The organism is Rhizobacter sp. J219 (assembly GCF_024700055.1).
Classification (GTDB): Bacteria; Pseudomonadota; Gammaproteobacteria; order Burkholderiales; family Burkholderiaceae_C; genus Rhizobacter.
Genome location: NZ_JAJOND010000001.1, coordinates 1,720,486 through 1,742,829, shown reverse-complemented (window position 1 = coordinate 1,742,829; position 22,344 = coordinate 1,720,486). Strand labels below are relative to the sequence as shown.

The 22,344-nt window shown below is 65.0% G+C and carries 21 protein-coding genes, 1 tRNA gene, 2 pseudogenes and 1 riboswitch; of the genes and pseudogenes, 9 read left to right on the top strand and 15 right to left on the bottom strand.

The annotated features are described in order from the left end of the window. Positions 1–224: 224 nt before the first annotated feature. A complete protein-coding gene (locus LRS03_RS07905; protein WP_257824846.1) occupies positions 225–1,109 on the bottom strand; it encodes a LysR substrate-binding domain-containing protein in 885 nt (294 codons plus the stop codon). A 223-nt stretch (positions 1,110–1,332) separates the two neighbouring features. Here LRS03_RS07905 and LRS03_RS07900 point away from each other — a divergent pair, with 223 nt between their 5' ends. The 7 genes and pseudogenes from LRS03_RS07900 to LRS03_RS07870 all read left to right on the top strand — a co-directional run bounded on the left by LRS03_RS07900 (position 1,333) and on the right by LRS03_RS07870 (position 7,708). Then, positions 1,333–2,082 (top strand): SDR family NAD(P)-dependent oxidoreductase, encoded by a 750-nt coding sequence (locus tag LRS03_RS07900; protein ID WP_201803079.1) that lies wholly within the window; start codon positions 1,333–1,335, stop codon positions 2,080–2,082. Positions 2,083–2,130: 48 nt separating this feature from the next. Next, positions 2,131–3,123, top strand: coding sequence for a TRAP transporter substrate-binding protein (locus LRS03_RS07895; protein ID WP_257824845.1), 993 nt, complete (start codon positions 2,131–2,133; stop codon positions 3,121–3,123). Between the two features lie 52 nt (positions 3,124–3,175). Then, the gene (locus tag LRS03_RS07890) at positions 3,176–3,703 is read left to right on the top strand and encodes a TRAP transporter small permease (protein WP_257824844.1); all 528 of its coding nucleotides are present in this window, start codon (positions 3,176–3,178) and stop codon (positions 3,701–3,703) included. Between the two features lie 25 nt (positions 3,704–3,728). After that, positions 3,729–4,988 carry a TRAP transporter large permease gene (locus tag LRS03_RS07885; RefSeq protein ID WP_201803084.1) on the top strand — a complete coding sequence of 420 codons (1,260 nt, stop codon included), beginning with the start codon at positions 3,729–3,731 and terminating at the stop codon, positions 4,986–4,988. Positions 4,989–5,021: 33 nt separating this feature from the next. Further along, positions 5,022–5,880: pseudogene (locus LRS03_RS07880) on the top strand (transketolase). Continuing rightward, entirely contained in the window at positions 5,877–6,881 is a 1,005-nt protein-coding gene (locus LRS03_RS07875) for a transketolase family protein (RefSeq protein WP_257824843.1), read from the top strand. The pseudogene LRS03_RS07880 and the gene LRS03_RS07875 overlap by 4 nt, the downstream one beginning before the upstream one ends. Before the next feature lie 203 nt (positions 6,882–7,084). Beyond that, a complete protein-coding gene (locus tag LRS03_RS07870; RefSeq protein ID WP_257824842.1) occupies positions 7,085–7,708 on the top strand; it encodes a tyrosine-type recombinase/integrase in 624 nt (207 codons plus the stop codon). Positions 7,709–7,993: 285 nt separating this feature from the next. On the opposite strand, the gene LRS03_RS07865 is transcribed toward LRS03_RS07870, so the two are convergent. After that, positions 7,994–8,731, bottom strand: a complete 738-nt coding sequence (locus tag LRS03_RS07865) for an SDR family oxidoreductase (RefSeq protein WP_257824841.1) — start codon at positions 8,729–8,731, stop codon at positions 7,994–7,996. A 161-nt stretch (positions 8,732–8,892) separates the two neighbouring features. Here LRS03_RS07865 and LRS03_RS07860 point away from each other — a divergent pair, with 161 nt between their 5' ends. After that, a complete protein-coding gene (locus LRS03_RS07860) occupies positions 8,893–9,801 on the top strand; it encodes an AraC family transcriptional regulator (RefSeq protein WP_257824840.1) in 909 nt (302 codons plus the stop codon). A gap of 528 nt (positions 9,802–10,329) precedes the next feature. Here the strand turns inward: LRS03_RS07860 and LRS03_RS07855 are convergent. From LRS03_RS07855 to LRS03_RS07845, 3 genes are all read right to left on the bottom strand, one after another. Next, positions 10,330–11,301, bottom strand: coding sequence for a fatty acid desaturase (locus LRS03_RS07855; protein WP_257824838.1), 972 nt, complete (start codon positions 11,299–11,301; stop codon positions 10,330–10,332). 149 nt (positions 11,302–11,450) lie between these two features. Beyond that, the gene (locus tag LRS03_RS07850) at positions 11,451–12,146 is read right to left on the bottom strand and encodes a helix-turn-helix transcriptional regulator (RefSeq protein ID WP_257824836.1); all 696 of its coding nucleotides are present in this window, start codon (positions 12,144–12,146) and stop codon (positions 11,451–11,453) included. 61 nt (positions 12,147–12,207) lie between these two features. After that, positions 12,208–12,492 carry a hypothetical protein gene (locus tag LRS03_RS07845; protein WP_257824835.1) on the bottom strand — a complete coding sequence of 95 codons (285 nt, stop codon included), beginning with the start codon at positions 12,490–12,492 and terminating at the stop codon, positions 12,208–12,210. 1,017 nt (positions 12,493–13,509) lie between these two features. Between LRS03_RS07845 and LRS03_RS07840 the strand changes: the two genes are divergently transcribed. Beyond that, on the top strand, positions 13,510–13,755 hold the full coding sequence (locus tag LRS03_RS07840; protein ID WP_257824834.1) for a hypothetical protein: 246 nt from the start codon (positions 13,510–13,512) through the stop codon (positions 13,753–13,755). A 44-nt stretch (positions 13,756–13,799) separates the two neighbouring features. On the opposite strand, the gene LRS03_RS07835 is transcribed toward LRS03_RS07840, so the two are convergent. The 10 genes and pseudogenes from LRS03_RS07835 to LRS03_RS07790 all read right to left on the bottom strand — a co-directional run. Further along, positions 13,800–14,027, bottom strand: a complete 228-nt coding sequence (locus tag LRS03_RS07835) for a helix-turn-helix transcriptional regulator (protein ID WP_257824832.1) — start codon at positions 14,025–14,027, stop codon at positions 13,800–13,802. Between the two features lie 290 nt (positions 14,028–14,317). After that, positions 14,318–14,393: transfer RNA gene (locus LRS03_RS07830), tRNA-Asn, on the bottom strand. 37 nt (positions 14,394–14,430) lie between these two features. After that, positions 14,431–16,578 carry a TonB-dependent siderophore receptor gene (locus LRS03_RS07825; protein ID WP_257824831.1) on the bottom strand — a complete coding sequence of 716 codons (2,148 nt, stop codon included), beginning with the start codon at positions 16,576–16,578 and terminating at the stop codon, positions 14,431–14,433. A gap of 38 nt (positions 16,579–16,616) precedes the next feature. Next, a riboswitch (TPP riboswitch) is annotated at positions 16,617–16,722 on the bottom strand. 29 nt (positions 16,723–16,751) lie between these two features. Continuing rightward, entirely contained in the window at positions 16,752–17,855 is a 1,104-nt protein-coding gene (locus tag LRS03_RS07820) for an NAD(P)/FAD-dependent oxidoreductase (protein ID WP_257824830.1), read from the bottom strand. Beyond that, positions 17,813–18,136 (bottom strand): ferredoxin FdxA, encoded by a 324-nt coding sequence (gene fdxA, locus LRS03_RS07815; protein ID WP_257824829.1) that lies wholly within the window; start codon positions 18,134–18,136, stop codon positions 17,813–17,815. Before fdxA ends, LRS03_RS07820 begins: the two co-directional genes overlap by 43 nt. Next, positions 18,133–18,939, bottom strand: coding sequence for a uroporphyrinogen-III C-methyltransferase (gene cobA, locus LRS03_RS07810; RefSeq protein ID WP_257824827.1), 807 nt, complete (start codon positions 18,937–18,939; stop codon positions 18,133–18,135). The genes fdxA and cobA overlap by 4 nt, the downstream gene beginning before the upstream one ends. Before the next feature lie 3 nt (positions 18,940–18,942). Next, positions 18,943–20,232 (bottom strand): sulfate adenylyltransferase subunit 1, encoded by a 1,290-nt coding sequence (locus LRS03_RS07805; protein ID WP_257824826.1) that lies wholly within the window; start codon positions 20,230–20,232, stop codon positions 18,943–18,945. 2 nt (positions 20,233–20,234) lie between these two features. Next, entirely contained in the window at positions 20,235–21,194 is a 960-nt protein-coding gene (cysD, locus tag LRS03_RS07800) for a sulfate adenylyltransferase subunit CysD (protein WP_257824824.1), read from the bottom strand. After that, positions 21,191–21,943, bottom strand: coding sequence for a phosphoadenylyl-sulfate reductase (locus tag LRS03_RS07795; protein ID WP_257824821.1), 753 nt, complete (start codon positions 21,941–21,943; stop codon positions 21,191–21,193). The genes cysD and LRS03_RS07795 overlap by 4 nt, the downstream gene beginning before the upstream one ends. Next, positions 21,940–22,311, bottom strand: a pseudogene (locus tag LRS03_RS07790) (DUF934 domain-containing protein); the annotation flags it as partial. The gene LRS03_RS07795 and the pseudogene LRS03_RS07790, both read right to left, overlap by 4 nt. Positions 22,312–22,344: the final 33 nt, after the last annotated feature.

Here is a 22,344-nt window from a genome sequence, read left to right as displayed (position 1 = left end):
GCCAGGGTCCTGAATGACCGCTTGCAGCAGCACCGGTCACTGACGGTTGGCGGATTCGACCGACTGCTTCACTCCCGGCTGCGGTCGCCCAGCCGCTGCCACCGTTGAGTCCCGGCGCAAAGGACCGCTTCTGTCTACAGCGTCTGGCTCAGTTCGACCCGCAGCGGGCGTTCGTCCTTCGCAAGAGCAGCCACTCAGGCTGCTCAGTTCTCCGCTCAGAAAGCCTAACCTTTCGAAGCCTCTCCGTGCAGCCACGCGAGGAACGCTTCGACAGACGGCCGCTTCGCATGCCGCGCCGGGTACACCGCGAAATGCGCTTTCACCCGCACTGCCTTTTCAAGCCCGAACACGGGCCGGAGCTTTTGCTCGGCGATGTGCCGCCCGGCAATCGTGGTGCTCTCTAGCGCAACACCGAGGCCTTGGGTTGCAGCGTCCAATGACATCTGCGCTCGGTCGAAGCGCACGGCGAATCGTTCCGGTGCGCGCTTGTCGGTGAACGCTGCGAACCAGTCGGACCATTGAACGACGCTGACGTTGCTCTGGATCAGCTTGACGGCCAGGAGATGCTCCGGTCGCTTCAGTCGATGCTCCCGGATGAAGGCTGGGCTTGCGAGCGGGACGATGCGCTCCTCGAACAAGGGCTCCACAACAAGATTCGGCCAGTTCGGTACGCCATAGCGAAGATCGATGTCGACCTGCCCCAGCGCGAAGTCGCTGTGCGTGTGCGCGGCCGACAGGTTGAGCGCGATGTCGGGATAGGCCAGGGCAAACGACTGCAGGCGCGACATCAACCAGAGGCTGGCCAGGCTCGGAGCCGCGTGGACGTACAGGCTATTGCTGACGCCCTGCCTGAGGTCTTCTGACGCCGCCGCGATGGCGGACAAGGCGCCACCGATTCTCGACAGGTAAGTCTCGCCCGCCGCGCTGATGCGCACTCCGTGCGCACTTCGCTCAAACAGCCGCACACCAAGGTGTGATTCCAGTCGCGCGACCTGGTGGCTGACTGCAGAGGCTGTGAGGTGCAACTCGGCCGCGGCGAGCGCAAAGCTGCGCCGCCGCGCCACGGCTTCGAAAGCCTGGAGGTTGGTGACGGGTGGGAGAGTAGCCATCGGGTCAACCCTACCGTTAGATGACAGAACGTCATCTTAGGGTGAGAAAGCATCCCTTGTCATCATGCCCGTCGGCGCCGAATATTCACTCAAGAACAACGGGAGACAAGCCACGGCAACCAGCCGTGGCACCCGCAGAGGGTCACCAAGCCCCAGGGTTCGGCACCGCCGGCCTTGTCTTCGGTGTTCGCCTCGATCACTCACTCCACTGGAGACGAAAGACATGCTGCTCAAAGACAAAGTTGCCGTCATCACCGGCGGCGCCGGACTCAACGGACTCGGCTTCGCCACCGCACGCTTGATGGCGGCCCAGGGCGCCCACGTCGTCCTGCTCGACCTTGCTCGCGCCGAGCCTGCCGCCGCAGCGGCACAGCTTGGCAGCGGTCACCTCGGCCTCGTCGCCGATGTGACCGACAAGACCTCGTGCGATGCCGCCGCCGCTGCCGTGCTGAAGGCCTTCGGGCGCATCGACATCCTGGTCAACAACGCCGGCATCACGCAGCCGGTCAAGACGCTGGAGATCACCGGCGCCGACTACGACCGCATCCTCGATGTCAGCCTGCGCGGCACCTTGTACATGTCGCAGGCCGTACTGCCAGCGATGCGCACGCAGCAGGCAGGTTCGATCGTTTGCATCTCTTCCGTCTCGGCCCAACGTGGCGGCGGCATTTTCGGCGGGCCGCACTACTCGGCAGCGAAGGCTGGCGTGCTCGGCCTAGCGCGTGCGATGGCGCGCGAGTTCGGCGTTGAAGGCATTCGCATCAACTGCATCACGCCGGGCCTGATTGAGACCGACATCACGCAGGGCAAGCTGACACCCGAGCGCAAGAAGGAGATCTCAGAAACGATCCCGCTGGCGCGCCTGGGCCGCGCGAGCGATGTGGCGGGCGCCTGCGTCTTCCTCGCGAGCGACCTGTCCGCCTATTGCACCGGCATCACGCTCGACGTGAACGGCGGCATGTTGATTCACTGACAAGGCGCCCACCGAGACGCCGCCCCACCCCAACGGAGACACACGACCATGCAACACAAGACCCTCACCCGTGCCCTGATTGCCCTTGCCGCCGCCGCGCTGCTCGTTCCGCTTGCCGTTCAGGCGCAGTCGGTCAAGCTGACGCTCGGCCACGGCGCCGCGCCTGGCAACCCGCGCCACGAAGCCGCCGTGAAGTTCGCCGAAGTCGCCAAGGCCAGGAGCGCGGGTCGCATCGACGTGCAGGTGGCCCCCTCGGCGCAGCTCGGCGACGACGCCGCGATGGTGACGGCGCTGCGCACTGGCGCGCTCGACCTGTCTGCCAATTCGCAAGGTGCCATCGCCAACTCGGTGCCCGAGTACGCGGCCTTTGGCATGCCTTTCCTGTTCACCACATCGGCCCAGGCCTTCAAGCTGCTCGACGGCCCTCTCGGCAAGGAGCTTGCCGACAAGTCGGCCGAGAAGGGCATGGTCGTGCTCGGCTACTGGGACAACGGCATCCGCCACATGACCAATGGCAAGCGGCCGATCACCAAGGTCGAGGACATGAAGGGCCTGAAGATGCGCACGCCGCCCGACGCGGTGCTGGTCGACATCATGCAGGCGCTTGGTGCCGAGGCCCAGCAGATCAAGTTCGCCGAGCTGTACGTGGCCCTGCAGCAGGGTGTGGTCGACGGTCAGGAGAACCCGCTCGCCAACATCTACGCCAGCAAGCTCTACGAAGTGCAGAAGCACCTGGCGCTCACCAGCCACATGTTCCAGATGACACCGTTCGTGATGAGCAAGCGCAGCTGGGACAAGCTGTCCGTGGCCGACCGCAAGGCCGTCACGGAGGCGGCTGCCGAGGCGACCGTGCTGCAGCGCCGGCTGTCGCAGGAGTCTGACGACAAGGTGCTCGCCGACCTGAAGGCCAAGGGCGTGCAAGTGACCACGCCAGACAAGGCGGCGTTTGCGAAGGCCACCGCCAACGTGGACGCCAAGTGGGCGGCCGGCCCGATCGGCCCCTACGTCAAGAAGGTCATCGCCGCCGCACGCGGCCTGTGAGCCACGAACGCAACACCACCAGGTGCCGCTCATGGCACCCAAGGAGACACCCATGATCGATACCAAACACAGCCTCGTCGAGCGCAGCGTGGTGGGCCTGTGCCGCGTGGTGCTGTGGCTGTCCACCGGCGTGATCTTCGTCATCCTGGTGGCCAACACCGTGCTGCGCTACATCACAGGCTCCAGCCTGCAATGGGCCAACGAAGTGCCCGAGCTGCTGTTCCCCTGGCTGGTGATGGCCGGCATCGTGCTGGCCGCCGTGCACGGCGCGCACATCACGACCACCTTTCTGATGGAGGCGCTGCCTGCACGGGCGCGGCGCATCGTGACGGTGTCGGGGTGGCTGCTGGTCGCGGGCCTGTACGGCACCCTGACCGTGGCGACGCTGCGCATGCTCGAAGTCGTGCACGACGAGAAATCACCCATCCTGCAGTTGCCCGGCTCCATCACCTATGCCTGCGTGATGGTCGGCATGTCACTGCTGGCGGTGCTGGCCCTGCAGTCGGCCTGGCAGGCCACGTTTGCAGAACCCGCCACGAGCCACGACGCCGAGCCGCGCGTGCCGGCGGCCCATTGGTGAGCCCAAGGCTCCCTCGGAGAACACCATGAGCGCCCTCATCCTCGCTGTATTTCTCGTCGCCGCCGTGGCGGCCATCCCGATCGCCCACGCCTTGCTGCTGGCCGCGATGACCGCCGCCGCAACCTCCGACAAGGTTCCGCTCGACCTGCTGGTGCAGCAGATGGTCGCCCAGGTTCAGAGCTTTCCGCTGATCGCCATCCCGTTCTTCATGCTGACCGGCACGCTGATGATGGGTGGCAAGCTCGGCGAGGCGCTGGTCGGCGTGCTGTCGGCCCTGATCGGCCGCTTCCATGGCGGCCCTGCGCAGGTCGGCGTGCTGTCGTCGACGCTGTTCGGTGGCGTGTCCGGCTCGGCCGTGGCCGACGCCTCGGCCATCGGCTCGCTGCTGATCCCTTGGCACAAGCGCCTGGGCTACCCGGCGGCCTTTTCGGCGGCCACGCTGGCGGCCGCCGCGACGATCGACATCCTGATCCCGCCGTCGATCCCGCTGATCCTGTTCGCGTTGAGCGCGAACGCGTCGATCGCTTCGCTCTTCGTCGCCGGCGTGTTGCCTGGCCTGCTGATGTGCGGCGGCTTCATGGCGGCCTGCTGGTGGGTCGGACGGCGGCGGAACTTCCCGCGCGACACCTCGCGCTTCGACGGCGTCGCGTTCCGCAGGCACTTGGCCTACGCCAGCCCGGCCGTCGTGCTGCCGGTGCTGATCATCATCTTCCTGCGCTTCGGCATCGCCACGCCCACCGAGGTGGCCGTGCTCTCGACGCTGTACGCCGGGCTGGTCTCGGCGGTGATCTACCGGGACCTCGGCTGGAAGCGCCTGAACGACGCCATCGTCCATGCCGGTCTGGCCACGGGTGTCGTCCTGCTCGTCATCATGGCGTCGGCTGCGATCGGCTGGCTGCTCACCTTCGACCAAATGCCGCAGGGCATTGCGCAGTGGGTGCAGGAGAACGTGCATGCGAAGTGGCTGGTGATCCTGCTGATGAACCTGCTGATGCTGGCGCTCGGCATGTTCATCGACCTGCCCGCCGCAGTGCTCTTGCTGACCCCGGTGTTCGTCCCTCTGGCCAACAGCATCGGCATGGACATGACCCAGCTGGGCGTGATGATGGTCGTGAACCTGGCCATCGGCCTGTACACGCCGCCGGTGGGCACCACGCTCTTCATCACGAGCGCGCTGGCCAAGGTGAAGGTCGGCCAGACGGTGCGCGAGCTGGGCCCCTTCTACCTTGTGGCCTTCGGCGTACTTGCCCTCGTGTCCTACGTGCCCGCCAGCATCCTGCGCTGAACCCCGCCCCTTTCCGCTTTCCAGGAGATTCCCATGACAGAGACCACCATGACCATGCTCGCCGACTTGGCGCAGTGTGCCTATCGCATCCGCCGGTACGCCCTCCGCATGGCCGAGGTGCAGGGCCAGGGCTACATCGGCCAGGCCCTCGGCTGGGCCGACGTGCTGGCCGTTGCCTATGGCCACGCGCTCAACTACCGCGCCGAGGACCCGCAGTGGGAAGGCCGCGACCGCTTCCTGCTCTCGCACGGCCACTACGCCATCGCCTTCTACGCCGCGCTCATCGAAGCCGGCATCGTGCCCGAGAGCGAGCTTCGAGACCTATGGCAGCGACGACAGCCGCCTGCCCATGTCGGGCATGGCGACTTACACGCCCGGGATGGAGATCTCGGGCGGCTCGCTCGGCCAAGGCCTGCCCATCGCCGTGGGCATGGCGCTGGGCCTGCGGCACAAGAAGAACCCGGCCTTCGTCTACAACTCGATGTCCGACGGCGAGCTCGACGAGGGCTCGACCTGGGAGGCGGCCATGGGTGCAGCGCACCACCGCCTGGCCAACCTGATCTGCCTGGTCGACATCAACAACCAGCAGGCCGATGGCCCGTCGAACAAGGTCCTCGGCTTCGAGCCGCTGGCCGACAAATGGGCGGCGTTCGGCTGGCATGTGCAGCGCGTCAAGGGCAACGACCTGCCGGCCGTGCTGAAGGCCTTCGACGTCGCGCGCGCGTTGAAGGAGGACAAGCCCCGCGTGATTCTCTTCGACACGCTGATGGGCAAGGGTGTGCCCTTCCTCGAGCAGCGCGAGAAGAACCATTTCATCCGCGTCGACCCACCGGAGTGGCAGCAGGCCCTCCAGATCCTCGACCAAGCCCAGACCGAAGGAGCATCCGCATGAATGCCGTCACCGAGAAGAAACCGCGCCTCACCACCTCGGCGATGATCGCCTCGATCGCCGCCGAAGGGCAGCGCGTGAAGGCCGCGCCGTTCGGCAAGGCGCTGGTCGAGCTGGCCGCCGACCGGCCCGAGATCGTCGGGCTGACGGCCGACCTGGCCAAGTACACCGACCTGCATCTCTTCGCGCAGGCCTACCCCGATCGCTTTTATCAGATGGGCATGGCCGAGCAGCTGCTCATGGCCGCGGCGGGTGGCATGGCCAAGGAGGGGCTGATTCCCTTTGCGACCACCTACGCAGTCTTCGGCACCCGGCGGGCCTACGACTTCATCCACCAGGTGATTGCCGAGGAGAACCTGAACGTCAAGCTCTGCTGCGCGCTCCCAGGCCTGACCACGGGGTACGGCCCCAGCCACCAGGCCACCGAAGACATCGCCATGATGCGCGGCATCCCGGGGCTGACCATCGTCGACCCCTGTGACGCGCTCGACCTGGAACAGGCGGTGCCGCAGATCGCCGCGCACAGGGGCCCCGTCTACATGCGCCTGGCGCGCGGCAATGTGCCGCTCGTGCTCGACGAGTACGACTACAAGTTCGAGCTCGGCAAGGCCAAGCTGCTGCGCGACGGCAACGAGGTGCTCGTGGTCTCCAGTGGCTTCATGACCATGCGTGCCCTCGAAGTTGCGCAGGCGCTCCAAGCCGACAACGTGGGCGTGGCAGTGCTGCACTGCCCGACGATCAAGCCGCTCGACGAGGCGGCGATCCTCGAGGCCGTGAAGTACAAACATCGCCTCGTCGTGGTGGCCGAGAACCACTCCGTGATCGGTGGCCTGGGCGAAACGGTGGCGACCACGCTGCTTCGGCACAAGGTTCAGCCCGCAGGGTTTCAGCTGGCGGGGTTGCCAGATACCTTCCTCGATGCGGGCGCATTGCCCACACTGCATGACAAGTACGGCATCAGCCGCGATGCATTGGTGGCGCGAATCAAGGCTTGGTTGGCGTGAACGTTCGTCCGAACAGGAAGAGTGTCAATGAAGGATGCGCTCTAGGGGTAGTCCGCTCTGCGCCGTCATAGCGACCGACCGCTCTTGGCCGGGAACGTGAGTACGGTCCCGTTCCTGAGAGCGGACTGACTTTGTCGGCTGTACCGAATCGCACAGCTCGCCACGGCGCATTGTTGGGTTCCCTTAACTTGATGGAGCCCATCATGGAATCCAAAGTCAACACAGCGCACCGCGAGCCCTGGAACAAGGGCAAGATCGTTGGGCAGAAGGCCCCGTTCAAGGTCAAAGACATCTGGGCACTACGCGTCCGCCTACAGATGGAAAGCCGGGTGCGCGAACTCGCACTTTTCAACTTGGGAATCGACAGCAAGCTGCGCGGCTGCGATCTGGTCAGTCTCAAGGTTCGAGATGTGTGCCACGGCGATCAAGTTGCATCTCGCGCGGTCGTCATGCAGCACAAGACCCAGCGGCCCGTGCAGTTCGAGATCACGCAAGCGACCCGCGACGCGGTGCAGAAGTGGATCAAGCAAGCGGGCCTGAGGTCAGACGACTTTCTGTTTCCGAGCCGCATTCATAGCTCACCGCATCTAGGCACTCGGCAGTACGCGCGCATCCTCGAAACCTGGGTCGGGGAGCTTGGACTGGATCCAGCCGACTACGGCACCCATTCGATGCGGCGGACCAAGGCGACCTTGATCTACCGGCGCACAAAGAACCTGCGCGCCGTGCAGTTGTTGCTGGGCCACTCGAAGCTAGAGTCGACCGTGCGATATCTCGGCATCGAGGTCGACGACGCACTTGAAATCTCCGAACAGACGGAGATCTGATCGGAGCGCAGTCAGGGCCGTCCAGGTGGCTTCGCATTCCGCTTGGTCGGCCCGAAAGGCAGCTGTCAGGGTCGGTGAGGAAGAGTCAGTCTCGGCCACGTCCGGACATTGGCCACGGTCAGCATCGCGTCGATGCAATCAGGTTTGAGGAGCGCTACCCGAGGGCGGCCGCTTCAAACCGCGCACCATGTGCAAGCTCGGTGGTTTGAGCAGCTGTGCCGAGCAGATTCGGCCCAGCGACGGCGCCGACCGCGGCCCCTTTGTCGTGGGAAGCGCTGGTGTGCCTCAGAACGCGTGGCCGGCGCTTCGCACCGTTCGGATGATCATCTCGTTGACGTCCACGTCCGCCGGCTGGTCGATCGCGTAGCGAACCGCGTTGGCGATCGCGTTGGTTTCGAGCGCGATGCTGCGCAGTTGGTCCACGGCCGCTTTGGTGTCGTCGACCGAAATGTCGTGGCCGAGTTCGGAGGTCGTGACGCCCGGCGAGATGGTCGTCACGCGAATCTGTGTCATCTCCTGGCGCAAGCCTTCCATGATCGCGCGCACGGCGTACTTGCTCGCGCAGTACACGCCGAATTGCCCCCCGACTGCGTGCGCGCCCGTCGATGCGGTGCTCAGGATGTGGCCGCTGCCCTGCGCCTCCATGATGGGGAGCACGGCCGCGATGCCGTTGAGCACACCCTTGATGTTGACATCGACGATGGCATTCCACTCGTCGACCTTCAGCGCGTTCATCGGCGATACGGGCATTACACCCGCGTTGTTGAAGATGACGTCGACACGGCCGAACTTCTTGTGGGCGAAGTTCGCGAAGGCCGCGACGTCAGCGCGGTTCACGACGTCGAGCGCGCGGAATTCCGCGGCGCCGCCGGCGGCACGAATCTCGGCTGCGATCTTTTCGAGACGGTCCGTGCGGCGCGCGCCGAGGATGACCGTGTGGCCCGCAGCGGCGAGCGTCCGGGCGGTGGCTTCGCCAATGCCGCTGCTGGCGCCGGTGATGAGGATGACTTTGCTGCTGTTCATGAAGATTCTCCGAGTTGGATGAAGGTCGCTTTCGCGATAGAGAGCATCGGCTCCGGGGGCTGCCTTGGAAATACACGAAGCTGCGACGTGATTGCCTGATCCTCCAAATCTCGATGTCGACCGATTGAGGCGAATGGAATCTGCGCGTATCGTCCCTGCCAATGGATAAGCCAATCAATGAATTGCGGCGGGACCGCCTCGCTGAGCTGGGCCGGCTGATTGTCAAAAACTCCAAGGGCGATGGCATGCACCCGGTCGTGATCGGCGGGCTTCAGTGCATCCGTCTGTCCGCGCCAAACCACGAACTGCCGCACGTGTACAACCCGTGCGTCTGCGTGATCGTGCAGGGCGAGAAGCAGGTTTTGCTCGAGGGTGAGGTCTACCGCTACGCGCCGCAGCAGTTCCTCGCGGTGTCGGTCGACCTGCCGTTATTCGGCCAAGTGCTCGTCGCGAGCGCCGAGGCGCCGTATCTGTGTCTCGCGATCGACCTGGACGCGAGCACGATCGCCGATCTGCTGGCGCAGTCGGACGTTTCGGGCTGGTCACGTGGCGACACGGCGCGCGGCCTCTTCGTCGGCGACCTCGACGACGCGACGCTGGAGTCGGTGGTGCGGCTCGCGCGGCTGCTCGACGAACCGCGCGACATCCCCGTGCTGGGCCCGCTGGCGCTGCGCGAGTTCCATTACCGGCTGCTGCGCAGTCCCTACGGCCCGGCCGTTGCGCAGATGGCCATCGCGGGCAGCAACACGCACAAGATGGGACAGATCATCCGGCGCATGCGCGCGCACTACGCGGAGCCGATTTGCGTGGAGGAACTCGCATCGCAGGCGAACATGAGCCGGTCGTCGTTCCATCAGCACTTCAAGGCCGTGACGGCGATGAGCCCGCTGCAATACCAGAAACGCCTTCGGCTCACGGAGGCTCGCAGCCTGTTGCTCGGCGGCGGCATGGACGCAGCGAGCGTCGCGTATCGCGTGGGCTATCAGAGTGTGTCGCAGTTCAGTCGCGAATACGCACGGCTGTTCGGGGCGCCGCCGATGCGAGACGTCGAGGCGTTGCGACGCGCTTAGGCGCCGTTCCCACGTGCTCCCATCTGACTACTGAGCGGCATTAGATCGCAGACTGCCTCGACGTCGCTACGCTCGCTTGTGGCACGCTCGCGACCGACACTGCGCGCCCTCTCCGCGTGCGCGATCCCTGAGCTTCAATCGCTCCGAGGCTGCTCGCCGACAACGTATCCCGTGCTGTAGCGGCTTCAGCGGTTCTTGTGCAGGCTCGACCGGCAGCTTTGGGCGGGGAGATCAGGATGGCGGACGTCTCTTCAGGGTCGGGAGCGCCAGTTGATTCCGCGACATAGCGGTCTTTCGCTTGGCGAAGCTTCGCAATGTCCCGCGATGTCGGCTGTGCCTTCGTAAGCAGACTGCCGAGCAGTGAGGCAGCGCAATCCTCCAAGGGCCGCTTTGCGACCGATTGCTGTTGTCGGGTCCATGAACTCGTGCGGCAGCACCCGCTGCGTAGCTGTCTTTCGCGGTCGGGCGCCGGGGCACAGACGCACAGCCTGAGTCTTGCAGCAGGCCAGCCACCCTAGGGGGCGTCCGCTACCGGTTTTGCCTTACGGCATGAAGTCGATAGATGTGGAAGCACGTCAGAGCATGCCCTGCACCTATCGGGGCGCTCTCTTGACTTGACCAGAACGTCAAGAGCGGCACCATGTGCCGTTGCCAGAGACGGGGGAACATGCTGAAGAACATCATCAAGATGTACCCAGCTGGCATCCGCGGCGATGAGTCCGACATTCCAAGGCGATAGAAGGGAAGGCCGGCGTTGAGATGGTGCGCTTGATGGAAGCTGATGTGCAGCGTCACCCACGCCTGGAACCTACAGTCCTCCTCCCACGCGATATGCGTTGAAGCATGGCTGCCAGCGGGTCCGTCTGCCAGCCCCCAATGCTGCAGGTAGGTCATGAGTTGCATGCCTAGGGTGCAGCCGGCTGCGCATCCGAGATACAAGAAGAATCCTTTGGCTCCCAGAGACGAGGTGAGCCATGTGCCCGTTACAAGCGTAGTCAATGTCGCGACCCAGGTGCTTTGAGCGACCTGCCCGCTGTGTCGAAGGCTGGTGGCAGACGCCAGCTCGTGGCTGAACTCCCTGGCAATTCGGGTGAGTCTCCGCGCGCTGAACTGCCAGACAGACTCTGCCGCCTTCGGCCATTCCGCGTTCGCCCAGTCGGCGTGTCGCGTGTGGTGCAGAGGGTGTTCAAGAACCAGCGCAGGGTAGCCAGCCGCGCCGGCCACTAACGCCCCGGCAAAGCGTTCGAGTCGGGTGCGTCGGTGGATGGCTTCATGGGCCGGACACAGGGCAAAGAGGATAGTGATCCACAGGCTCAAGCCGAGACCTACCAGCTCGACGGCCGAGAGATCGGCCGCGTCAAAGAGCGACACACCTCCTAGCACCAGACCGGACAATAGAACGCCAGCGTAGATGATGGGGAGGGCGTGCAGGGCCGACGCGATGGACTCGTGCCACTCGATCGCGTGCGCCTGCCTATAGGGCCCGAATATCAGGCGCATCAATGGGAAGAGGAGGAAGGCAACGCCGATAGCGAGGTAGGTGTGTCGAGTGTGTGCTCCAACAGCAAGCAAGATGGGCAGCAGAAGGATCAGCAGATATCCGGCTGCACTGGAACACTGACGGAGGTAACCAAGAGCCTGCCCCATTCCTAGATGAGCCCATACTCGGCGGCCAACGTGGCAGCAGATTTTCGATTCGGGACGCCCAGCCGCTGATTGAGCCGCTGGAAGCGGCTGTTCACCGCGGCCGCCGTCGTGTTCAGTGACGAGGCAATTGCCTTTGTTCCATGCCCAGTTCGCTCAAGGTGCAAGAGTGCAAGATCTTCTGCGGTGACCCCCGCCTTGATGATCATCTCCCGCTTAAGGCGGGCGATCCACCACTCGTGGAGTTCCATGGACAAGGCCCGCGCAGCGACACGCAGTGGGCCGAGGCCGCCAGATTCGAAGTAACCGCTGCTCGAACTACCAAGGCAGAGCACGCCCACTCTGGAGACTGACGCTGCGGCTGGTGCTGGGACGATCACTGCAGAAGCAAAGCCGTATGTGTGCGCCAGGTCCGCAAGCTCCTGCTGCTTGCGAGTCCGCAGCGGTATGGCGCTCGCTACCACCGGTTCCGAATGCCTCTGTGCGTACTGAAGCCACGCGTCGTCGGAGTACCAAGCTCGTCGCTGATACTCGTGACACCAAACTGCGTCGCAGGCGAGCAGAAAGCGGAAGGATTCGTGCAAGCCATCGTCGCGCACGAAGCTGACGAATGCGGCCGATTCGGCACCCATGCATGCGGCAGCATTGGCGAGTAGCTCAACCACTTCAACCTCGTCGTGGGCCTCGGCAACCGACTGCACAGCGCTGCTCGCGCGACCGGCGTAGTCCGCGCCGGCTGTCAGCGAGGCCAGAGGCTTCGCTTCACTCGGTCTGCAGGACGTGAAAGCCATTGCGCTTGAGGTTTACGTGCACGATGGGGTAGTCGAACTTCACATGGTCGGCATCACACCAGTGCGCGAAGCTAGTCGCGCTTCTGAATACGGTGCTTTGGACGACGCGGGCCTTGTTGCCCAACTCCTCGACCCGCTCAACGAAGAGGCCCGCTTGCGAGGCGCGTAGCCGGAACTCGACCACCCCGTCTTCGCTGCGCACGCACAGTCCGCCGTTGTCAGGCAGCGTGGCGACGGGCTTTTTCGCGCGCTTCATGAGACTGAAGGGATGAGCGGCAGCTTGGGCACAGATGCGATCGCGCCGATTTCATAAGCAGCGGCTTCTCAAGCCATGTCTGAACCGCCTCCTGGCCGCACCCTCTGCACTCCGCAATCAACACTAGGAACTCGGTGGCGCAACTGCGGCAATGCACGTTGGTCAGGCAATCGCTTATGAGCACTTCAAGGTCGTCGTGCTCTACGGCCCCGCAGTGGGGGCACTCGATCTGAATCGCCGTGTCGACGGCGTCGTCTTCTGTTTCGTCCATCGGTCACAACTCCCAAGGAAGTAGGACCCTCCAGACGCCTCGTTGAGCGCCGTGATCGCTAGGTGCGATCGACAGGCTTTCCGACACGCTCCCCCTGCAATTCGGGCTATATAGGCGACGATTTAGAAAATGTCCAGCTGAGCGAGGCGCACATCCCGATCACGTGAAACGCAACGGACAGCAGGTCGTTCACCGAGACTTGTTCTTCCTGAAATCTACCGGTGCCTCGTGAGAACTGACGCGATGATATTCGCCGAAAAAATTGCGCAGGGCTCTGTTACCGCGGGCCTCCGTGCGGGATTGAGTGGTTCCGTTGCCAGCGAAGCTGCCCTCTCTCCTACCGTACCCCTGATCTGTCGGTCACCCATGCGCGGACCTTGGCGCCGCGTGAGCAGCCGCCAAGGCCTTTCGCGGCATAAACGGCCTTCGCCCCGCCGGTGGCGGGTCCCCTCCGTTTATTCCACGCTGCCTTGACGGTGCACTTCACCCGGCACCGGAGGCTCCGCACGGCGACCGACGAATGCGGGGCATTGCAGCTCACACGCCCGAGGGAAAGAAGCCATCCGGCTCCCTCGGAAAACAGGGGCCTGCATTTATGCGATCTGTTTGAATTCGTCTTCGACGGGCGCAATCACTGAAGCGCCTCTTTGACGGAACAGAGTGCAAGGACTGAAGCCGGAGGAGCTATGTGGCTACTCGTTGCTCGTGAACCCCGACCGGACGCACGTGCCTGGCCCGGCCGGCGCTTGCTGGCGGCCGTAGACGCAATTGCGTGGCCTGTGATTTGGGTGATGTTGGCTCGGCATCTGCCCGAGCTGGCGGGCCTCGTCGTGCCGTTCGTTACGGCGCTGGCAGTCGTTTTCGGCCTGCAGCGCTTCTATGGCGCTGTCTGGGTGAATCACCGATACCGCTTCACGAGCTGGCGGTGGGGGAAGCTGCTGGCAGCGATGCTGTTGATCGGTGCGATGTTGAAACTGTCGATGCCGGTCTAGCGCGCATCGCCTGCAACTTCAGGCACCGGGCCCGCATGAAAACCTCAGTGAGAAACCGTGGGGCGCGCGGCGCTCCAACGTTCAAGGTCAATTCGACGCCACGCTACGGCGCGTTTGGCCAGACGCACGGGCGACGGGAACTTGTCTTCTGCCATCAGGCGGTAGATGGTGGAGCGGCCGAGCCCGGTCATGCGCACGACCGCTGCCATGCGGACGAACATCGTCGCAGCCTCCGCCAAGTGTGAGTTCGACTCGGTGTGCGTATGGTGCATCAGGCGCTCCAGGTCTGCGATTGATGAACTCTAGGCCTGAGGGGTGAGACGCCGGGCGATGACTTTGGGCGGAAAAGTATCGTGTGGGGCGCATGTGCATGGCTGTTCGTGGATCACGAAGCAGCGGCCGATGATCTGCACGAGACCACTCGGGATGTTTCGAGACTCGAATAGTGTTGTGGTCTGGACACAGCACCGCTGACGGCCGAAATTTCGGACACGAGTCGGACACGAGGCGTCTGAAACGACAAAGGGGTTAGCGACATGCGTCGCTAACCCCTTGTTAAATATGGCTCCTCGACCTGGGCTCGAACCAGGGACCTACGGATTAACAGTCCGGCGCTCTACCGACTGAGCTATCGAGGAATAGAGCCGCGCATTATAGCCACACTTTTTCGGTGGTTCACAGGGTCACTTCGAGCGATGCGCGGAAGGTGCGTGGTGCCAAGGGGTAGAGATAGACATGGCCATATTGGTGGGGCGACTCTCGCCACACGCGGCGGTCGAACGCGTTGTCGACGCCCAGGCGCCAGGTGAGGGTGCTCGCTGCCTTCTGCACGAACTTCAGCGAGAGGTCGGTAACCGCATAACCCGGGATGCTGATGCTGTTGTCGGGCAGGGCGGCGCGGTCGCTTACGGCCAGCAGGTCGGCTTGGGTGCTCAGGCCTGGCAGTTGAGGTGCGTCGTAGCGCACCTGAAGCTTGACGGTGCGCACGGGCACGTTGGTCGGCCGTTTGCCGTTGACCGCGGGGTCGGTTGTGCTGTCATGGCGATGGGCACGCAGCGCCTGTAGGCTGCCTTGGAAATTCCATGCACCGTCGCGCCACGCGGCGTTGGCCTCGAGACCTTCATGGTGGGCGTTGCCGTCGAGGATGCGGGTACAGCTTGTCGCAGGCGGAGGGGCGCAGTCGTCGCCCCATACCGGGCGCTTGATGTCGAACCAGGCGAAGCCCCAGGTGGCGTTGGCCGTGCTCACCTTCAGACCCGCTTCCAGCTGGCGGCTGCGCGCGGCCGGCAGCGCTTGACCTCCGTTGCTGTACTGCGGACGGTTTGGAACAACATCGCTCTCGGTGCCGCGTCCCCAGCTGGCATAAACCATCTGGTTGGGCGCAAAGGTGTAGCTCGTGGCAAAGAAGGGCGTGTTGAACAATTGCTCGAAGCTCGTGCCTTCGGATCCGTTGGTCTGGATCGACTCCCGCTTCAGGCGGGTGTGGCGCAGGCCCAGCCACAGGCCCAGGTGATCGTTGAGCTTGACCATGTCGCGCACGAAGAGTTCGCTGGTGCGTTCGTCGCGGTTGGTGTTGGGCGTGCTGCGCGGGTCATTCGGAGGCGTGACCAGCGTGCCGTCTACATTGCCAGTGCCCGCTGGGTCATAGCTTTGGAACCCGAAGCGGTTTTGAACTCTGCTCTGCAGCATGCCGATCGACCACTGGTGAGTCATGTCGGCGAGCTTCAGGTCACCGCGCGCAGCCACTTCGAGGGCATCGCTTCGGCGCCGTTCGTTCTCGCTTCGGTAGTCGTAAAGGTCGTAGGTACCGTCAGGGCAGTAGCGATCGGGGTAGTAGGTGCCGGTCGGCGGCGGGTTGGGGTCTGAGCAGCCAAATGGAAAGGCAAGCCGATCATCGGTGCGAAGCCGCTGCGTGACGCCGTGCAAGCTCACTTGCCAACCGTCGAACTTGTGAGTCACGCGCAGCGAGGCCGTGTTCGCATCCATCACCACTGGTTGCGACCAGGGCTGGTTGTTGAGGTTGATGCGCGCGTCCCTCACCTGCGGCAGGCTGTTGCCGAGCAGGCTGAAGCCGGGCTGGCTGGGCTGCGAACGGCGGCTGGTTTCGCCTTCAAGTTCGACGAGGGTGTCGCTCGTGACGCGCCAGTCGGTGGCGAGGGCGACGAGGTGCCGCTTGCCTTCGGCGCTGCGCAGTTGGGGTTCGATGTCCTCATATGCGAGGTTGAGTCGCGCCCCGACCGCGCCGCTGCTGCCGAAGCGCTGGCTCAGGTCGGCCGCGGCCAGCGAGGTGTTGCGCTCACGCCAGCCGAGCGTGGCGCTGTATGCAGGCTGTGCGAGGGGGCGCTTGACGATGTAGTTCACGAGCCCTCCGGGTGCGCTGGTGCCGGCCTGCATGCCGCTGGTGCCTTTGAGGACCTCGAGGCGCTCCTTGTTGTCGAGCGGGATCGACGTCTCGGCGTTGATCGGCAGTCCGTCGCGGCGGTAGTTGAACCGGTTATCGAGCGTAAAGCCGCGCACCGCGATGAAGTCCCAGTAGCCCTCGGAGTTGTAGGCGTCGCTGACGCTGGCGTCGGACTTGACCACGTCGGCCAAGCGCTGCACGCCGCGGTCCTTCATCTGCGCGCTGGTGACCAGGCTGGCCTGCACCGGTGTTTCGGACAGGGTGGTGCTGCCCCAGCCGGAGACAGAGACCACGGGGTCGCTGCGGCCGGTGACCGTGACGGGCGGAAGCGTGGTGGGTGCCGGTGCCTGGGCGTACGCGCCGATGCACAGCAGTGAGGCGGCAGCGGCAGCAGGCGTGAGAAGCAATCGAGTGGAAGCCATCGTGTGTCCGGAAAAAGCGATGGCAGGTCGGCGGGCACCGTCTGGGGTGCTTGCTTCCCTGCGCGAGGATTACCTCAATCAGGTTCAAAGGGACTCTCTCAGTCGGGCGCTGCAATCGCAGGCCCAACACCCCTAGCGAGTGCCGCGCACCGGGCGCGGCGAGGCGGATTATGTCAGTCGTCGAACGTCGGCGTGTCGACGCCAAGCAGCTTGTGCAGCTTCGGGCTTGCCGTCGTGTACTGGAACGGGATGCGCTTGTCCGGGAAGACAAGGGGCGCGGCACCGTACGCGGCGAGCGTGGCTTCATGGAAGCCCGACAGGATGAGCTTCTTCTTGCCGGGGTAGGTGTTGACGTCGCCCACCGCGAAGATGCCGGGCACACTCGTCTCGAACTTCTCGGTGTCGACGACGATCTGTTTGCGCTCGAGGGCGAGGCCCCAGTCGGCGATAGGCCCGAGCTTCGGGCTCAAGCCAAAGAACACCAGCAGCGCGTCGAGTGGCACCACCCGTGTCACCGCATCGCCGCCCGTCACCTTCACGCCAGTGAGCCGGCCTTCGGTTTCTTCGATGCCGGTGATCTGGCCGACGAGGAACTGCATCTGCATCGCCTCGCACAGCGCGCGCATCCTGGCCACGTTCGCGGGCGCCGCCTGGAAGGCGTCGCGACGGTGCAGCAGGACGACACTTTCGGCCCGGTCGGGGCCGTCTTGCGCGAAGTGCAGGGCCCAGTCGAGCGCCGAGTCGCCACCACCGACGATGACAAGCTGCTTGCCGGCAAACTCCGCCGGGTTCTTCACATGATGGAAGAGTTGCGTTCCCTCGTGCTTCTCCAGGCCATCGACCTTGAGCCTGCGCGGCAGGAAGGAGCCCACGCCACCGGCCACGAAGACGGTCTTGGCGAGAAAGCGCGTGCCCTTGCTGGTCTCGACGAGGAAGCGCCCATCCGGCTGCTTCTCGACCACCGTCACTTCCTGGCCGAGGTGGAAGGTCGCGCCGAAGGGCTCGATCTGCTTGAGCAGGCTGTCGGTGAGCTGGCGGCCGGTGCACATGGGCACCGCCGGGATGTCGTAGATGGGCTTGTCGGGATAGAGCTCGATGCATTGCCCGCCGGCGTGGGCAAGCGAATCCACGACGTGGGCCTTGATCTCCAGCAGGCCGAGTTCGAACACCTGGAACAGGCCCACCGGGCCGGCGCCGACGATCAGCGCATCGGTGTCGATCATCGGGGCTAGCTTTACTTCTTCAGCTCCGGCAGCTTGCCGGTCTTGTCTTTCCATTCGTCGGCATCGGGCAGCGGCGCCTTGCGCTTGGTGATGCTCGGCCAGCCCTTGGACAGCTCGGCGTTGATCTTGATCATGTGTTGCTGATCGGCCGGCACGTCTTCCTCGGGGAGGATCGCGTTGACCGGGCACTCGGGGATGCACACGGCGCAGTCGATGCACTCGTCAGGGTCGATCGAGAGAAAATTGGGACCCTCGCGGAAGCAGTCCACGGGACAGACATCCACGCAGTCGGTGTATTTGCAGCGGATGCAGGCTTCGGTGACAACGTGCGTCATGGCTCTTGCGATGTGTTGGTGTTGGTGCGTGGGTCGCCGTGCGGCGAAACGGTGCATTTTAGGGGCTTGAGGGTTTCCCCCGAAGCCGCACCGTTGTCGGAAGTCAAGCTGGTCAATGGAGCGGCTCCGGCGCCGACCGTGACGATGGTGGGGCGTCCTGCGTGCAGCACGCTGCCGCGCGCCAGTTCGCCGACGGGGTGCTCGCTTTGAAGCGCATCTGGCCAACCGGCACGCGAGACAACGCTCACCGGGGTGTCGGCAGCCCAGCCAGCGGCCAACAGCTGGCGAGACAGCTCCGCCAGTTGCTTGCCGGCCATGTAGAACACTTCGGTGTCGGCCGTGCGGGTGGCGTTGAGGTCGCCGGTGCGGGTCATCGCCGTGGCGAAGCTCACGCTGCGCCCTGTGCCGCGACGTGTGAGAGGCCTCTGGCTGCTGGCGGCGGCTGCAAGGGCGGCGGTGACGCCGGGCACCACTTCGGTCTCGATGCCGTGTTCGGCGAGGGCCAGCAGTTCCTCTTCCAGCCGTCCGAAGACGCTGGGATCGCCGCCTTTGAGGCGCACCACGGTCTGAACTTCGCGCGCATGCTTCACGAGCAGCGCGTTGATGGTGGTCTGGCCGGTGCTGTCGCAAAAGCCGCGCTTGCCGACATGAAGCCAGCGCGCAGCGGGTGCGTGGCCGCGCAGGGTGGGGTCGGTCAGGGCGTCGTACAGCACCACGTCGGCCGTGGCGAGCAGGCGTGCGCCGCGCAAGGTGATCAGGTCGGCGGCCCCGGGGCCTGCACCGATGAAGATCACCTTGCCCATGACTTACGCCGCGCCCTTGACCAGCAGCGCACCGCTGGTGCGGTTGCTGGCCGGGTCGACGATGATGAGCGAACCGCCGACGCGGTTGGACTCGTACGACTCCACCGGCAGCGGCTGCTGGGTCTCGACGATGACATGGCCGATCTCGTTGACCGCGAGCTGGTGCGCTTCGGTCGCTTCGAGCGAGTGGATGTCGAGGCGGCTCTCGATGCTGGCGATGCGTGCCTGCACCCAGCGGTTGCCGTGGCGCACCCAGTACTTCCGGCCGACCTGGGCCGGCTCGGTGTCGAGCCAGGCGAGCGTGGCGCTGAAGCGGTTGGTCTCGTGCACGGTCTTCGGGGTGGCGATCCAGTCGCCGCGCGAGACGTCGAGCTGGCGGTCGAGCACCACGCCAGCGGAGCGGCCCGCCTCGACCACCTCGACCACTTCGCTCGCGAGCCGCACTTCGGCCACGATGGCGGTCTGGCCGCTCGGGAAGATCTGCACTTCATCGCCGGGCTTCACACGGCCATGGGCCACGCGGCCGTAGAGCGTGCGCGGCTGGTTGCCGGTGCCTTCGCCCTCGCGGCTGACGTATTGCACGGGGATCAGGAGGTCGCCGTCCTTGCGCTCCTGCAGCGCGGGCAGCGACTCCAGCAGTTGCAGCAGCGAGGGGCCGTCGTACCAGTCGGCGTCGAGCGGCTGGGTGACGTTGTCGCCACGCAGGGCCGAGACGGGGATGATGCCGGCGACTTCGATGCCGGCCTGCTTGGCAAACGCCTGCAGCGATTCGCTGACGGCGTTGAAGGCCTGCGCCGGATCGGCCGCGGCGTCGAGCTTGTTGACGGCGAAGACGATGCTAGGCACGCGCAGCAGGTGGGCGAGCAGCGCGTGGCGGCGCGTCTGCGGCAGCAGCGGCACGGGCTTCTGCGTCGTGTCGAGCTTGGTGATGTCGACCAGGACCACGGCGGCATCGCTGCCGGCCGCAGCCGTCACCATGTTGCGGGTGTACTGCTCATGGCCCGGGGCGTCGGCAATGATGAACTTGCGCTGCTTGGTGGCGAAGTAGCGGTAGGCGACGTCGATCGTGATGCCTTGCTCGCGCTCGGCCTCCAGGCCGTCGGTCAGGAGCGACAGGTCGATCGGCTGGCCTGCGGCCTTCTTCTCCAGTGTGTCGAGCTGGTCGGCGAGGATGGCTCGGCTGTCGTAGAGCAGGCGGCCGATGAGGGTGCTCTTGCCGTCGTCCACGCTGCCTGCGGTGAGGAAGCGCAGGGCGCGGTGGTCTTTCACTTGGGGTGCGGCGGTGCTGCTCATGATCAGAAATAGCCTTCCTTCTTGCGGCGCTCCATCGAAGCATCCGACGTGCGGTCGTCCATTCGGGTCGCGCCGCGTTCGCTCACGGTGACCTTGAGCGTCTCGGCCACGATGTCGGTGGCGTTGGCGGCAGGGCTTTCCACCGGGCAGGTGCAGGTCATGTCGCCGACGGTGCGGAAGCGCACCTGCGCGGTTTCGATCTGCTCGCCGGCTTCGGGCGGCGTGACCTCGGTCAGCGGTACCAGCAGCCCCTTGCGGCGGATGACCTGGCGGTCGTGTGCGTAGTAGAGGGTCGGCAGCGGGATGTTCTCGCGGGCGATGTACAGCCACACGTCGAGTTCGGTCCAGTTGCTGATCGGGAAGGCGCGCATGTGCTCGCCCGGCTTGATGCGGGTGTTGAAGAGCGTCCAGAGTTCCGGGCGCTGCTCCTTTGGCTGCCACTGGCCGAAGCTGTCGCGGTGGCTGAAGATGCGCTCTTTCGCTCGCGCCTTCTCTTCGTCGCGGCGGGCGCCGCCCATCAGCACGTCGAAGCGGTGTTCTTCGATGGCTTCGAGCAGGGCGACGGTCTGGTGGCCGTTGCGAGATTCGAGCGGGTGGCTCAGGCGAACCGTGCCGCGCTTGATCGAATCTTCGAGGTGACCGACGACGAGGCGCTCGCCCATCTCGGCCACGCGGCGGTCGCGGAACTCGATGACCTCGGGGAAGTTGTGGCCGGTGTCCACGTGCAGCAGCGGGAAGGGCAGGCGGCCCTTGAACTCGCCGTCTTTTCCGCGGGTCTTGAAGGCCTTTTCGGCCAGACGCAGCACCACGCACGAATCCTTGCCACCCGAGAACAGCAGGGCAGGGCGCTCGAAGGCGGCCACGGTTTCGCGCAGGATGAAGATGGCTTCTTCTTCCAGCCAGTCGAGGTGGGTGTGGTCCAACTCAGGGAGCAGTTGCTCCACGGTCAGCGGGGCGTTCATCGTCTTTCTCCGATCATCGATACAGCAGCTTCTTCGGCTCCATGGACGTGCAGGCCGCACTCCTTGGCTTTCTCGTCTTCCCACCACCAGCGGCCTGCGCGGAAGTCTTCGCCCACGGCAATGGCGCGCGTGCAGGGCGCGCAGCCGATGCTGGGCATGAACTCGTCGTGCAGCGGGTTGTAGGGCACGTTGTTCGCAGCGATGTAGTGCCAGACGTCGTTCCACGACCAGTCGGCCAGCGGGTTGAACTTGATGCGGCCCTTGTCGTCGGGCTCGCTGAACGGCACGTCGCCGCGGTTGTTGCTCTGCTCGCGGCGCAGGCCCGTGACCCACGCGCTGCGGCTGGCGAGCATGCGCGACAGCGGTTCGAGCTTGCGGATGCCGCAGCAGCCCTTGCGCAGGTCGATGCTTTCGTACATCGCCTTCTCGCCGTGGTTCTTCACGAAATGGATCACCGCATCGGCCTCGGGGCGGTAGACCTCGACCTTGAGTCCGTAGCGCTCTTCGATGCGGGGAATCAGCGCGACGGTCTCGGCGTGCAGCTTCCCGGTCTCGAGTGTGCCGAGGGCAATGCCCATCTGGTGCTTGGCGATGAGGTCGGTCAGCACCATGTCTTCCGCACCGAGACTCGTGGCCTGCACCACCTTGCCGGGGTGCTCTGCGTCGGCCTGCTTCAGCACAGCCACCGCATTGGCCACGCGGCGATCGAAGTCCGGCGTGAGCCGGTCGTAGAGGGCGATCGCGCTCATATCGACGAACCTGCCTGGTTGAACTCTTCGGCTGCGTATTCCTCGCCGGCCGGGCGGGCGAAGAGCGGGCGGCGCTCGTTCACGTCACCCTGGTAGTAGCCGGGGAAGAAGCGCAGCGCACGCTCGGCGGCCTCGATCGACTGGTCGGCGCGCAAGGCCACCGCGTCGAAGCCGGTACGCTGCATCAGCGAGACCATGTCGACCAGCGCCTCGCCGGTGGCGCGGATCTCGCCCTTGTAGCGGTAGCGCGAGCGCAGGATGTGCGCCTGGCTGTACGCGCGGCCGTCCACCCACTTGGGGAACTGCAGCGCAACGAGGCTCAGGCGCGGCAGGTCGGCTTCGAGCTCCTCGATGTCGGCGTCGTTCGGGAAGATCACGCCGACCGGCACGTCTTGCGGCCA